Source organism: Streptococcus oralis subsp. oralis, from assembly GCF_002096595.1.
GTDB lineage: Bacteria > Bacillota > Bacilli > Lactobacillales > Streptococcaceae > Streptococcus > Streptococcus oralis_D.
Genome location: NZ_NCUR01000007.1, coordinates 26,557 through 39,961 on the forward strand (window position 1 = coordinate 26,557; position 13,405 = coordinate 39,961).

Consider the following 13,405-nt stretch of genomic DNA (forward strand, 5'->3'; position numbering starts at 1 on the left):
TTGTTAAACATTTACCTATAAACAAAGGAGTTACCCTCGAGAAAGGTAACTCCTTTTTGCTGTGAATAGTCCCCACCTATCCCTTAATAGACAGGCTACGCAGGACTATGCGTAAGGTTGTTAGATTATGTAGGATAGAGAGGTTTGAAGGACTGAGCCAATTAAACAAGCCAAAGCCAATCAAACTACTATTTACGACAACGGTATCTTGAATATTCTTCTTGATAAGTGTTTGCAAAGATGATGATAGCGAATCCAACTCTTGGAAGAAATCCAAGCGATTATCTAATAATAAGATATCACTCATTTGCTTAGAAATATCTGCACTCTCATTCATCACCACACCGATATCTGATAGGGTTAGAGCAGCCGAGTCATTCAATCCATCCCCAACCATCAAAATAGTGTGACCTGCTCTCTGCAGTTTCTCTACTAACTCAAACTTCCCATCAGGTTTCAAGTCTGTATAGACTTGATCAAAGGGCAAATCTTTTACTAATTCCTCTGTCCTAACCAGGGTATCCCCTGTTGCCAGAATCAATTTTTTCCCTTGTGCCTTAAGTTTCTCCAAGGCTGCTTTTGCTTCTTTTCTCAAAGGAGTATGGATGCAGAACATTCCAATCAATTCATTCTGATATGCTAAGAATAAGAGATTGTAGTGGCTCTTATACTCTTCAATTAAAGCATTTTGTTCCGAACTGATATGAATTTGCTCATCCTGCATCAAAACATAATTCCCAATAAGAACTGGTTGCCCATCTATATGAGATTTGATCCCCTTGCTTGCGATATATTGGAGTTTCCCATGCATTTCCTCATGTTCAATCCCCTCTATCTCAGCTTGCTTGACGATGGCATTAGCAATAGGATGATAAATGTGTTCCTCAAGACAGGCACTGATTCTGAGAATATCTTCCTCACTATAGTCCCCAAAAGGTAACACCTTTTCAACTATAGGATAACTAGTTGTGATTGTTCCTGTCTTATCAAACAAGAAAGTATCAACTTCCAGATATTTCTCCAGAACATCCCCATCCTTAATCACCATTTCACGATTCAACCCCTCCTTGATAGCTGTTAAATAAGCTACAGGAGTAGAGATTTTCAAAGCGCAGGAGAAATCGACCAATAGGAAAGAGATAGCCTTAGAAAAAGAACCTGTTAATAGGTAAGTCAGCCCAGCCCCCAAGAAATTATATTTGACGACCTTATCCGCCATCTTGATGAAATAGCGTTGTTTCGTTTTCTTGTTTTCTTCAGATTTCTTCATTAACTCAATCAGTTGTAAAATCCGGCTGTTCATCTGATTATCGGTTACACGAATGCGCAACTCTCCAGTTTCTAATACTGTATTTGCACAAACCAAATCAGACTCTCTTTTTTCAACTGGAAAACTCTCTCCCGTCAAGGAACTTTCGTTGACCATACCTAAACCTGAAACTACTTGTCCATCAAACAGAATTTCATTTCCTTGAGATAGGACCAAGACATCTCCTATTTGAACATCGGAACTCTTGATACTAACGACCGTATCGCCCTGTACCAAGAATACATCGCTCTCTTTTGCAAGAAGGCTTTGTTCTAAATCTGTTGCAGTTTTTTTCAAGGACCACTGATCTAAATGATTCCCCAAATCAAGCATAAACATGATATTGCTAGCCGTCTTGGATTGGTTCATAAACAAGGACAATAAAATCGCCGAACAGTCCAGGACCTCCATCGTTAGTTCCTTACGCGCTAGTGTTTGATAAGCTTCTCTAATATAGCCAAAAGCCTGGTAACAGGTCCATATATAGCGAATAGGATACGGCACAAAACTACGAAAAAGTATACGCTTAATCGCTGCACCTGAAACAATAGAATAAGCACTCTCTTCTCTACGAATGGGAAGAGTCATCAACTCAGAAACTTTCCCTTTATCAATTCTTTTTAAAAAGGCTTCTGCATTATCTAATACAGAAAAGCCTTCTTTTATGCGTAGAGTAAAGTGCTGTTGATCCATGTAAAACTGGATAGACTCAATCCCCTTTTCATCTCTCACCAAGGAACGAAGATAGTCTTGAATATCCAAGGTGAGTGAAAAAGAAGATGATAATCGGATATGTTGGTATCCTCTATGTAGCACTTTAAAAGACATATTATTCCCCTATAAGGCTATCTAATTGCTCTTCTTTTTTCTCTTGCTCGTACAAATATTTGGCATCTTGCAAGACATCATCTCCATGTTGCTTCACAACAGAAACAGATGCATCTAGCTCGTCTTTTAACTTATAAGCCTTAGCCAAAGCTTTAGAATAACCTTTTTTAGCTTCCTTACTTGCCAAAATTTTCAAACCAAGGGTACCAAATGCGACACCACCCAAAAAGAGTGATGATTTTTTCGCAACTTTTGCGACGGTTAATACTTCTTTTAACATAGTCGTTTCCTCCTTATCATTATTATATAGCAATTTAGATATAAAAGCAATTCCATTCTATGGATTAAAGAATTGGATTTATTTCTATTGAATCTCATATCTACATACTCCTATACTTGCTTTCGCTTGCCTCTTTTGCTAGACTAAAACTATGAATATAAACCTCAAACCCAAACTCCAGCGTTTCGCTACTGCTAGCGCCTTTTCCTGCCCTATCTGTCAAAAAAATCTGACCTTGATCGAAACTAGCCTCAAGTGCAGTAACCGCCACTCTTTCGATTTAGCAAAATTCGGCTATGTCAATCTAGCACCTCAAATCAAACAATCTGCCAACTACGACAAGGAAAACTTCCAAAACCGCCAAGAAATCCTAAAAGCCGGATTTTATCAGACTATCTTAAAAGCAATCTCCGACTTACTTGCAAGCCTAGAAACTGCCAAAACTATCTTGGATATCGGCTGTGGTGAAGGCTTCTACTCTCGCAAACTCCAAGAAGCTCACTCTGATAAAACCTTCTATGCCTTTGACATCTCAAAAGACTCGGTCCAAATCGCTGCTAAGAGTGAACCCAACTGGGCAGTCAATTGGTTCGTCGGTGACTTGGCCCGTCTTCCTATAAAAGACGCCAGCATGGATATCCTGCTTGATATCTTTTCACCTGCCAACTATGGAGAATTTCGCCGCGTTTTATCCAAAGACGGTATCTTGATCAAGGTTATCCCAACTGAAAATCACCTCAAGGAAATCCGTCAAATGGTGCAGAACCAGCTGACAAAGAAGGATTATTCTAATCAAGATATTAAGGAACATTTCCAAGAACACTTCCGTATCCAATCTCGTCAGATTGCTTCCTTAACAAAACCTATCTCGGCTGAGCAACGCCAAGCTCTGCTTGCCATGACACCCTTACTCTTTCACATTGACCATACTAAGATTGACTGGAGCCAACTGACAGAGATTACCATCGAAGCAGAGATTTTGGTTGGGAAAGCACTGTAAATAAATCTTTCCGATAAGACAAAACCCGCACCTTCAAGGTACGGGTTTAAATTATGTAATTATTAGTTCAAGTGCCAGATATCTTCGTTGTACTGAGCGATTGTACGGTCAGATGAGAAGAATCCTGCTTTGGCAATGTTAACGATGACTTTATCCAACCATGCGTCGCGGTCTTCGTAGTCAGCAAGCATTTGCTCTTTGACTTTAATGTAGTCTTCCAAGTCAAGGAGAGTCATGAACCAGTCTTTGTTGATCAATTCGTTGTAAAGACGTTCCAAGCGTTCTTTCTTACCTACTGCAAGAACAGCATCGCTCACAATGAAGTCAACCAAAGGTTTGATAGCTTCACGAGCATAGAATTCGCTTGATTTGTAAGCTGCTTTTGCGTAAAGGTCGATAACAGTTTCTGAATCTTCACCAAAGATATAGATGTTTTCGTCGCCAACCAACTCAGCGATTTCCACGTTAGCACCGTCCATAGTACCAAGAGTCAAAGCACCGTTCAACATGAATTTCATGTTACCAGTACCTGAAGCTTCTTTAGAAGCAAGTGAGATTTGTTCTGAGATATCACATGCTGGGATAAGGAAGCTTGCTGCAGTAACGTTGTAGTTTTCAACCATAACCACTTGCAAGTGTGGGGCTACTTCTGGATCATTTGCAATCACTTCTGACAAGCAAAGGATCAAGTGAATGATGTCTTGGGCGATTGTGTAGGCAGGAGCTGCTTTACCACCAAAGAAGACTGTGATTGGACGAGCAGGGATGTTACCAGCCTTGATATCAAGGTATTTGTGGATGACATACAAAGCGTTCATTTGTTGGCGTTTGTACTCGTGAAGACGTTTGATTTGGATATCAAAGATAGAGTTTGTATTGATTTCCACACCTTGGTGATCTTTCAAGTGACGAGCCAATTTACGTTTGTTGTGAGCCTTGATGCTTTCCAATTTTTCTTTAACAGCAGCCTTGTCTTCGTATGACAAGAGTTTTTCAAGTTCATCCGCTTCATGGTGCCAACCCTCTCCAATAATCTCATTCAAGTAGTGAGACAGTCTTGGGTTGGCATGCATGAGCCAACGACGGAATGTGATACCGTTTGTTTTGTTGTTGAATTTTTCTGGGTAGATGTCGTAGAATGCTTTCAACTCAGAGTTCTTCAAGATCTCAGTGTGGAGGGCTGCTACCCCGTTAACACTGTATCCGTAGTGGATATCCATGTGAGCCATGTGTACACGGTCGTTTTCATCAATGATTTGAACAGCTGGGTCTTTGTATTCTGCTTTCACACGACGGTCCAATTCTTTGATGATTGGTACCAAGTGAGGAACCACTTCTTCCAAGAATTCAAGAGGCCATTTTTCAAGGGCTTCAGCAAGGATTGTGTGGTTAGTGTAGGCAGTCATGCTACGAACGATAGAGATTGCTTCGTCAAGTTCGATACCACGCGCAGTCAAGAGGCGGATCAATTCAGGGATCACCATTGATGGGTGAGTATCGTTGATTTGTACAACTGCGTAGTCCGCAAGGTCATGCAAGTTGCTTCCTTTTTCGATTGCTTCGTCGATGATCAATTGTGCACCATTTGAAACCATGAAGTATTGTTGGAAGATACGGAGCAATTCACCTTGCTTGTCGCTATCGTCTGGGTAAAGGAAGAGAGTCAAATTGCGAGCGATATCTGTCTTGTCAAAGTTAATACCATCTTCGATGATAGAAGAATCAACTGAATCCAAGTCAAACAAACGCAAGCGGTTTTTAGTAGCTGTTTTGTAACCAGGTACATCGATATCGTAAAGAGTAGATGTCAATGTGAAGTGTGCAAATGGCACTTGGTAGCTACGGCTTGAGCGTACCAACCAGTTTTGCTCTGTCAACCAAGCGTTAGGAATTGTTTCTTGTTGGTTGTTTTTAAGAACTTGTTGGAAAAGACCGAAGTGGTAGTTCAATCCAACACCGTCACCATTCAAACCAAGTGTAGCGATTGAGTCGATAAAGCAGGCTGCCAAACGTCCCAAACCACCGTTACCAAGCGATGGTTCCAATTCTACTTCTTCGATTTCGATCAACTCTTTACCTGCAGCAGCAAGTTCTTTTTTCACATCGTCGTAAAGACCAAGGTTAATCAAGTTGTTTGACAAGAGTTTACCGATCAAGAACTCAGCTGAGATGTAGTAAACTTTTTTCTTACCAGTATTCACTGGTTTTTGGCTGCTAGCAAGCTTGCTGTAGTTGAGAAGAGCAAGGTAAAGCTCTTCGTTGCTACATTCTGCAATGGTTTTATTGTAACGTTTTTGTACAAATTCGTTTAATGGTAACATGTTTATGTGTCTCCTGATATTGTCTTATTTCTTTAATTCTACCAAATTTTCATTGATTCGGCGATAAATTGTAGTCAAGTCAAGCAAAGTTTCTTCAACAGCTGGTGTCAATTGATCTGCTGTCATACGCCATGACCAGTTTCCGCCAAGAGTAGATGGGAAGTTCATACGAGCTGACTCATCTAGTTCTAGCAAGTCTTGCATGGTTGCAATAGCCATGAAGCTAACTGATGAAAATACTGTGCGAAGCATAGCGTGTGGCACTGTTTCGTACTCTTTACGGTTCGTGTAACGAGCCATGTATTCACGAGTTGGATCGTCAATCTCATTACGGTACCAACCAAGGACTGTATTGTTATCGTGTGTTCCTGTATACATAACAGAGTTGGCAGGTGCCAAGTGTGGGCTATCGATACTTTCGTCTTCTGGGTTGAAGGCAAACTGAAGAATCTTCATTCCTGGGAAGCCAGTACGTTCACGCAACTCGATGACTTCATCTGTCATGAAACCAAGGTCTTCTGCGATGATGTTTAGCTCACCAAGCTCTTCCTTAACAGCTGCGAAGAGTTTGTAGCCTGGACCTTTCACCCATTTACCAGGTGCTGCTGTATCGGAACCAGCAGGGATTTCCCAGTAAGATTCGAAACCGCGGAAGTGGTCGATACGAACGATATCGTAAATCTTGAAGCTTTCGCGCAAGCGTTCAACCCACCATTTGTAACCGTCTTTGTCCATGGCTTCCCAGTCATAGATTGGGTTCCCCCAAAGCTGACCAGTAGCAGAAAACTCATCTGGTGGACATCCTGCGATGCAAGTTGCTTTACCAGTGGCATCTGTCTTGAAGAGATGTGGATTTGCCCACATATCGCTTGAATCTTCCGCTACGTAGATAGGCATGTCCCCAACGATTTCGATGTGGTTGTCGTTAGCGTAGGCTTTCAATTTCAACCATTGTTGGAAGAAGAAGTATTGAGTCACACGGTGGTAAACCAACTTGTCTGCCAATTTCTCACGGTAGCTTTCAAGTGCTGAAGCTTTACGCGCACGAGCTTCTGCATCTGGCCACTCTGTCCAAGCAAGATTGTCAAAATGCTCTTTGATAGCCATATACTCTGCGAAGAGTTCGAGCCAAGATTGGTTATCTTGAGCAAACTTCTCAAAATCTTTGACATCACCCACTTCCAAGAAGCGTTTAACTGCTTTTTCTAAAAGTGGACGACGTGCGTAATAAATCTTCGCATAGTCAACTTCAGATGCATCGCTACCAAAGTCAACACCTTTAAGATCACTGGCTTCGAGCAAGCCTTGCTCTACCAAGATATCAAGGTCGATAAAATGCGTATTCCCAGCAAAGGCTGAGAATGATTGGTATGGAGAATCTCCATAGCTTGTTGTCCCAAGAGGGAGGATTTGCCAGTAACGTTGCTTCGTACGAACCAAGAAATCAACGAAATCATAGGCAGTCTGGCCAAATGATCCAATCCCGTATGCTCCTGGCAGAGAAGAGATGTGCATCAACACACCACTTTGACGTTTTTTCATAATAGCACCTCATGTGTTTGTTATAAAACGTTGCGCAATTAAGGCGCAAACGTTTGCGTTAATTTAAGTATAACTCATTTCAAAAACAAATGCAAGCGTTTTTAAAAAAATTTTTTGAATTATTTTAATCAAACAAAACTTGTTGCCACTGATATTTTATGAAATAAGCGAAAAAATTTTAAAGATTTTCTGATTTAAGATAATTCATTCCCAATATCTGCTCTATTTTCTGAAAAACCGAGCCGAATTTACGCAATCGTTTTCCTAATATATTTTCAATTCAAAAAAAACAAACATTTTAAGTTCTTTCCTATATATGGGCTTTAACAAATGTTTGAAACCTTAAAATTTTTTAAAAAAATTTCCTAAAAACGCTTGCAACCGTTTTCTATTTGTGCTATACTAAGTTCGTAAAAGAAAACGTTTGCGTTTTCTCATTAAATTATTTTTGTTATTCTTTAGGAGGAATACACTATGTCATCTAAATTCATGAAGAGCGCTGCTGTGCTCGGAACTGCTACTCTTGCTAGCTTACTTTTGGTAGCTTGCGGAAGCAAAACTGCTGATAAAGCAGCTGATACTAGCTCATCTGAAGCAAAAGAAATCACTTTCTACGTTGAAGACCAATACAAAGCCTACGCTGAAAAAGTTGCTGCAGCTTATGAAAAAGAATCAGGTACAAAAGTTAACATCAAATCAGGTGACCAACTTGGTGGACTTGACAAACTTTCACTTGACAACCAATCAGGTCAAGCTGCTGACGTTATGATGGCTCCATACGACCGTGTAGGTAGCCTTGGTACTGACGGACAACTTTCAGAAGTTACTTTGAGCGACGGCGCTAAAACAGATGATAAAACTAAATCTCTTGTAACAGCTGCTGACGGTAAAGTTTACGGTGCTCCTGCCGTTATCGAGTCACTTGTTATGTACTACAACAAAGACTTGCTTAAAGAAGCTCCAAAAACTTTTGCTGAATTAGAAGAACTTGCTAAAGACAGCAAATACGCTTTCGCTGGTGAAGATGGCAAAACTACTGCATTCCTAGCTGACTGGACAAACTTCTACTACGCATACGGACTCCTTGCTGGTAACGGTGGTTACGTATTCGGACAAAACGGTAAAGACGCTAAAGACATCGGTCTTGCAAACGACGGTTCTATCACTGGTGTCAACTACGCTAAATCTTGGTATGAAAAATGGCCTAAAGGTATGCAAGATACTGAAGGTGCTGCAAACTTGATCCAAACTCAATTCCAAGAAGGTAAAACAGCTGCTATCATCGATGGACCTTGGAAAGCTCAAGCATTCAAAGATGCTAAAGTAAACTACGGTGTTGCTACTATTCCAACTCTTCCAAATGGTAAAGAATACACACCATTCGGTGGTGGTAAAGCTTGGATCATCCCATCAAGCACTAAGAACCTTGAAGCTGCACAAAAATTTGTAGACTTCCTTGTTTCAACTGAACAACAAAAAGCATTCTACGATGCAACTAACGAAATCCCAGCTAACACTGAAGCTCGTTCATACGCTGAAGGTAAAAACGATGAGTTGACAACAGCTGTTATCAAACAGTTCAAGAACGCTCAACCAATGCCAAACATTTCTCAAATGTCAGCTGTTTGGGATCCAGCTAAAACAATGCTCTTTGACGCTGTAAGTGGTAAAAAAGATGCTAAGACAGCTGCTAACGATGCTGTAACATTGATCAAAGAAACAATCAAACAAAAATTTGGTGAATAATTGAATTCGTTACAAGGGGGGAGAATACAAATCCCCCTTTGATTTTATAAATTTACGAATGATTGCAGTTGCCTATCTAGTGATTGGAGACAAACTTCAATCTCGTATCCTATGAAAGGAGTATTCATGGAAAACCAACAACCTAGCAAAGCAGCCTTGCTTTCAGTGATTCCTGGGTTAGGACAGATTTACAATAAACAAAAGGCCAAAGGTTTTATCTTCCTTGGTGTAACTATCGTGTTTGTTCTTTATTTCCTAGCACTTGCAGCCCCTGAATTGCACAATTTGATCACTCTTGGTGACAAGCCAGGTCGTGATAATTCCCTCTTTATGCTGATTCGTGGTGCCTTCCATTTAATCTTTGTAGTCGTTTATGTGCTCTTTTATTTCTCAAATATTAAAGATGCACATACAATCGCAAAACGTATTAACAATGGAATTCCTGTCCCACGGACTTTTAAAGATATGATCAAAGGTATTTATGAGAATGGTTTCCCTTACCTCTTGATCATCCCATCTTACGTCGCTATGACATTTGCGATTATCTTCCCAGTTATCGTAACCTTGATGATTGCCTTTACCAACTACGACTTCCAACACTTGCCACCAAACAAATTGTTGGACTGGGTTGGTTTGACTAACTTTACAAACATCTGGAGCTTAAGTACCTTCCGTTCAGCCTTCGGTGCGGTTCTTTCTTGGACCATCATCTGGGCCTTGTCTGCTTCTACTTTGCAGATTGTGATTGGTATCTTTACTGCAATCATTGCTAACCAACCATTTATCAAAGGAAAACGTATCTTTGGTGTTATTTTCCTTCTTCCTTGGGCTGTTCCAGCTTTCATCACTATCTTGACATTCTCAAACATGTTTAACGATAGTGTCGGAGCGATCAACACTCAAGTATTGCCTATCTTGGCTAAGGTTCTTCCTTTCCTTGACGGTGCTCTTATCCCTTGGAAAACAGACCCAACTTGGACCAAGATTGCCTTGATTATGATGCAAGGTTGGCTAGGATTCCCATACATCTACGTTTTGACTTTGGGTATCTTGCAGTCAATTCCTAACGACCTCTACGAAGCGGCTTATATCGATGGTGCCAATGCTTGGCAAAAATTCCGCAACATCACTTTCCCTATGATTTTGGCTGTTGCAGCACCAACATTGATCAGCCAATACACCTTCAACTTTAACAACTTCTCTATCATGTACCTCTTCAACGGCGGAGGTCCTGGTAGCGTTGGTGGTGGAGCCGGTTCAACTGATATCTTGATCTCATGGATTTATCGCTTGACAACAGGTACATCTCCTCAATACTCTATGGCGGCAGCTGTTACCTTGATCATCTCTATCATTGTCATCTCTATCTCTATGATCGCATTCAAGAAACTACACGCATTTGATATGGAGGACGTCTAAGATGAATAACTCAATCAAACTCAAACGTAGACTGACTCAAACCCTCACTTACCTCTACTTGATTGGTCTTTCAATCGTGATTATCTATCCACTTTTGATTACTATTATGTCAGCCTTCAAGACTGGTAACGTCGTAGCTTTTAAACTAGATGCTAACGTCGACTTTAGCTTTGCCAACTTCCAAGGGCTCTTCACTGAAACCTTGTACGGCACTTGGTACCTCAACACTTTGATTATCGCCTTGATTACAATGGCTGTTCAAACAAGTATCATCGTACTTGCTGGTTATGCCTACAGCCGTTACAACTTCTTGGCTCGTAAACAAAGTTTGGTCTTCTTCTTGATTATCCAAATGGTGCCAACTATGGCCGCTTTGACAGCCTTCTTCGTTATGGCCCTTATGTTGAATGCCCTTAACCAAAGCTGGTTCCTCATCTTCCTATATGTCGGTGGTGGTATCCCGATGAATGCTTGGTTGATGAAAGGCTACTTCGACACAGTACCGATGTCTCTTGATGAATCAGCAAAACTAGATGGTGCAGGACACTTCCGTCGCTTCTGGCAAATTGTTCTCCCACTCGTTCGCCCAATGGTTGCAGTACAAGCGCTCTGGGCCTTCATGGGACCTTTCGGAGACTATATCCTCTCTAGTTTCTTGCTTCGTGAGAAAGAATACTTTACAGTTGCCGTTGGTCTACAGACCTTTGTCAGCAATGTGAAAAACTTGAAGATTGCCTACTTCTCAGCAGGTGCTATCCTCATCGCCCTTCCAATCTGTATTCTCTTCTTCTTCCTACAAAAGAACTTTGTTTCAGGACTTACAAGTGGTGGCGACAAGGGATAATTTATCCCCGCCACCCTTTTTCATTTTATACTCTTCGAAAATCAAATTCAAACCACGTCAGCTTCGCCTTGCCGTAGATATATGTAACTGACTTCGTCAGTCTTATCTACAACCTCAAAGCAGTGCTTTGAGCAACCTGCGGCTAGCTTCCTAGTTTGCTCTTTGATTTTCATTGAGTATTAGAGCTTGTGACTATAAAACTATTCTTGAAGCAAGCAATTTGTCTCCTAGACTTGAAATAAAGCACATTTCTCTATATAATAATACTCATATAGAAAACACTTTTAGAAAGATGCCTATGCTTCCATATCCATTTTCATATTTTTCAAGTATTTGGGGATTTCGTAAGCCCCTGTCAAAACGTTTTGGACTCAACTGGTTTCAACTCCTCTTTACTAGCATTTTCCTCATCAGCTTGTCTATGGTTCCAATTGCCATTCAAAACAGCTCACAGGAAACGTATCCACTGGATACGTTTATCGATAATGTCTACACACCCCTGACAGATGAAGCGATCATGGATTTGTCGGAGAATGCGCAGATAATAGATGGAAAACTGAGCTATGCTGGAACTAAAAATCAGCAGCCTTCTCTTTTAATTGGCCCAAGCCAAAACAAAGAATTGCCAAAGGACTTGCAACTTCATTTTGATACGGAAGAACTCGTCATCAGTAAGGAAAGTAAGGAACTAACTCGCATTCGCTACCACGCGATTCAAACGGAGAGTTTCCAGAGTAAGGAAGATCTAACCCAGGCCATTTCTAAAGATTGGTACCAACAAAATCGGGTCTATATCAGTCTCTTTCTCGTTCTTGGTGCAAGCTTTCTCTTTGGATTGAATTTCTTCATTGTCTCTCTTGGAGCTAGCTTTCTCCTTTATATCACCAAAAGATCACGCCTCTTTTCATTTAGGACCTTTAAAGAGTGCTACCATTTTATCTTGAACTGTTTAGGATTACCCACTCTGATTACGCTTATTTTGGGACTTTTTGGCCAAAATATGGCAACCCTTATCACTGTACAAAACATTCTTTTTGTTCTTTATCTGGTCACCATTTTTTATAAGACACACTTCCGTGATCCAGATTATCATAAATAGGAGATTTTTATGCCCGTTACGATTAAAGACGTGGCCAAGGCAGCAGGTGTCTCACCTTCAACTGTTACCCGCGTTATTCAAAACAAATCAACGATTAGTGATGAAACCAAAAAACGAGTTCGCAAGGCAATGAAGGAACTCAACTACCATCCCAATCTCAATGCTCGTAGCCTAGTTAGCAGCTATACTCAGGTTATCGGTTTGGTATTGCCTGACGACTCGGATGCCTTTTACCAAAATCCTTTCTTCCCATCTGTTCTACGAGGGATCGCCCAAGTGGCATCTGAGAACCACTATGCTATTCAGATTGCAACGGGGAAAGATGCAAAAGAGCGGCTCAAAGCTATTTCCCAGATGGTCTATGGTAAGCGTGTAGATGGTTTGATTTTCCTCTATGCTGAAGAAGAAGATCCTCTGGTCAAGCTAGTAGCCGATGAGCAGTTCCCTTTCCTCATTCTCGGAAAATCTACTTCACCCTTTATCCCTCTTGTTGATAATGACAATGTACAGGCGGGCTTTGATGCGACAGAGTATTTCATCAAAAAAGGATGCAAACGAATTGCCTTCATCGGGGGGACAAAGCGACTCTTCGTAACGCAAGATCGTCTAACTGGCTATGAGTCCGCACTCAAACAACACCAACTTCCGATTGATACCAACTTAACCTACTTTGCAACCGAATTTCTTGAAGATAATGGTTATCGCTTTAGTAAACTTCTCTTCGAACATGATCCAAATATTGATGCTATTATTACTATTGATAGCCTTCTTGCTGCAGGGGTCTGTGATTACATCGCAAAACACCAACTGGATGTCCCTGTCCTCAGCTTTGACTCGGTCAACCCTAAACTGAACTTGGCAGCCTATGTGGATATCAATAGCTTGGAACTTGGACGTGTTTCCTTTGAAACCATTCTCCAGATCATCAACGATGCCAAAAACAATAAACAAATTTGTTACCGCCAGTTGATTGGGCACAAAATTATTGAAAAATAAAGACCAGCCCCAAGGCTGGTC

The 13,405-nt window shown here is 40.9% G+C and carries 10 protein-coding genes; 6 read left to right on the forward strand and 4 right to left on the reverse strand.

Annotated elements, in window-relative coordinates; genetic code table 11:
- Nucleotides 1-76 precede the first annotated feature (76 nt).
- Together B7714_RS00515 and B7714_RS00520 are read right to left on the reverse strand one after the other, a co-directional pair.
- The gene (locus B7714_RS00515; protein ID WP_084859253.1) at nucleotides 77-2,137 is read right to left on the reverse strand and encodes a heavy metal translocating P-type ATPase; all 2,061 of its coding nucleotides are present in this window, start codon (nucleotides 2,135-2,137) and stop codon (nucleotides 77-79) included.
- Nucleotide 2,138: 1 nt separating this feature from the next.
- The gene (locus B7714_RS00520) at nucleotides 2,139-2,417 is read right to left on the reverse strand and encodes a DUF6110 family protein (protein WP_000910909.1); all 279 of its coding nucleotides are present in this window, start codon (nucleotides 2,415-2,417) and stop codon (nucleotides 2,139-2,141) included.
- 151 nt (nucleotides 2,418-2,568) lie between these two features.
- On the opposite strand from B7714_RS00520, the gene B7714_RS00525 reads away from it, so the two are divergent.
- The gene (locus B7714_RS00525) at nucleotides 2,569-3,417 is read left to right on the forward strand and encodes a putative RNA methyltransferase (protein WP_049484847.1); all 849 of its coding nucleotides are present in this window, start codon (nucleotides 2,569-2,571) and stop codon (nucleotides 3,415-3,417) included.
- A gap of 62 nt (nucleotides 3,418-3,479) precedes the next feature.
- Here the strand turns inward: B7714_RS00525 and glgP are convergent, their stop codons facing one another.
- Nucleotides 3,480-5,738 carry a glycogen/starch/alpha-glucan family phosphorylase gene (glgP, locus tag B7714_RS00530; protein WP_084859256.1) on the reverse strand — a complete coding sequence of 753 codons (2,259 nt, stop codon included), beginning with the start codon at nucleotides 5,736-5,738 and terminating at the stop codon, nucleotides 3,480-3,482.
- A 24-nt stretch (nucleotides 5,739-5,762) separates the two neighbouring features.
- On the reverse strand, nucleotides 5,763-7,280 hold the full coding sequence (gene malQ, locus B7714_RS00535; protein WP_084859258.1) for a 4-alpha-glucanotransferase: 1,518 nt from the start codon (nucleotides 7,278-7,280) through the stop codon (nucleotides 5,763-5,765).
- A 474-nt stretch (nucleotides 7,281-7,754) separates the two neighbouring features.
- Here malQ and B7714_RS00540 point away from each other — a divergent pair, with 474 nt between their 5' ends.
- From B7714_RS00540 to B7714_RS00565, 5 genes are all read left to right on the forward strand, one after another.
- Nucleotides 7,755-9,026 (forward strand): extracellular solute-binding protein, encoded by a 1,272-nt coding sequence (locus tag B7714_RS00540; protein ID WP_000095461.1) that lies wholly within the window; start codon nucleotides 7,755-7,757, stop codon nucleotides 9,024-9,026.
- Nucleotides 9,027-9,152: 126 nt separating this feature from the next.
- On the forward strand, nucleotides 9,153-10,445 hold the full coding sequence (locus B7714_RS00545; protein ID WP_000431414.1) for a carbohydrate ABC transporter permease: 1,293 nt from the start codon (nucleotides 9,153-9,155) through the stop codon (nucleotides 10,443-10,445).
- Nucleotide 10,446: 1 nt separating this feature from the next.
- Nucleotides 10,447-11,289 (forward strand): sugar ABC transporter permease, encoded by an 843-nt coding sequence (locus B7714_RS00550; RefSeq protein ID WP_001065656.1) that lies wholly within the window; start codon nucleotides 10,447-10,449, stop codon nucleotides 11,287-11,289.
- Nucleotides 11,290-11,587: 298 nt separating this feature from the next.
- Nucleotides 11,588-12,388, forward strand: coding sequence for a DUF1189 domain-containing protein (locus tag B7714_RS00560; protein ID WP_084859260.1), 801 nt, complete (start codon nucleotides 11,588-11,590; stop codon nucleotides 12,386-12,388).
- 9 nt (nucleotides 12,389-12,397) lie between these two features.
- On the forward strand, nucleotides 12,398-13,384 hold the full coding sequence (locus B7714_RS00565) for a LacI family DNA-binding transcriptional regulator (protein WP_084859262.1): 987 nt from the start codon (nucleotides 12,398-12,400) through the stop codon (nucleotides 13,382-13,384).
- The last annotated feature ends 21 nt before the right edge of the window (nucleotides 13,385-13,405 follow it).

Bases quoted from the DNA above. Each gene is read 5' to 3' on its own strand.
- B7714_RS00515 (WP_084859253.1), bottom strand. From the start codon at position 2,137: ATGTCTTTTAAAGTGCTACATAGAGGATACCAACATATCCGATTATCA.
- B7714_RS00520 (WP_000910909.1), bottom strand. From the start codon at position 2,417: ATGTTAAAAGAAGTATTAACCGTCGCAAAAGTTGCGAAAAAATCATCA.
- B7714_RS00525 (WP_049484847.1), top strand. From the start codon at position 2,569: ATGAATATAAACCTCAAACCCAAACTCCAGCGTTTCGCTACTGCTAGC.
- glgP (WP_084859256.1), bottom strand. From the start codon at position 5,738: ATGTTACCATTAAACGAATTTGTACAAAAACGTTACAATAAAACCATT.
- malQ (WP_084859258.1), bottom strand. From the start codon at position 7,280: ATGAAAAAACGTCAAAGTGGTGTGTTGATGCACATCTCTTCTCTGCCA.
- B7714_RS00540 (WP_000095461.1), top strand. From the start codon at position 7,755: ATGTCATCTAAATTCATGAAGAGCGCTGCTGTGCTCGGAACTGCTACT.
- B7714_RS00545 (WP_000431414.1), top strand. From the start codon at position 9,153: ATGGAAAACCAACAACCTAGCAAAGCAGCCTTGCTTTCAGTGATTCCT.
- B7714_RS00550 (WP_001065656.1), top strand. From the start codon at position 10,447: ATGAATAACTCAATCAAACTCAAACGTAGACTGACTCAAACCCTCACT.
- B7714_RS00560 (WP_084859260.1), top strand. From the start codon at position 11,588: ATGCTTCCATATCCATTTTCATATTTTTCAAGTATTTGGGGATTTCGT.
- B7714_RS00565 (WP_084859262.1), top strand. From the start codon at position 12,398: ATGCCCGTTACGATTAAAGACGTGGCCAAGGCAGCAGGTGTCTCACCT.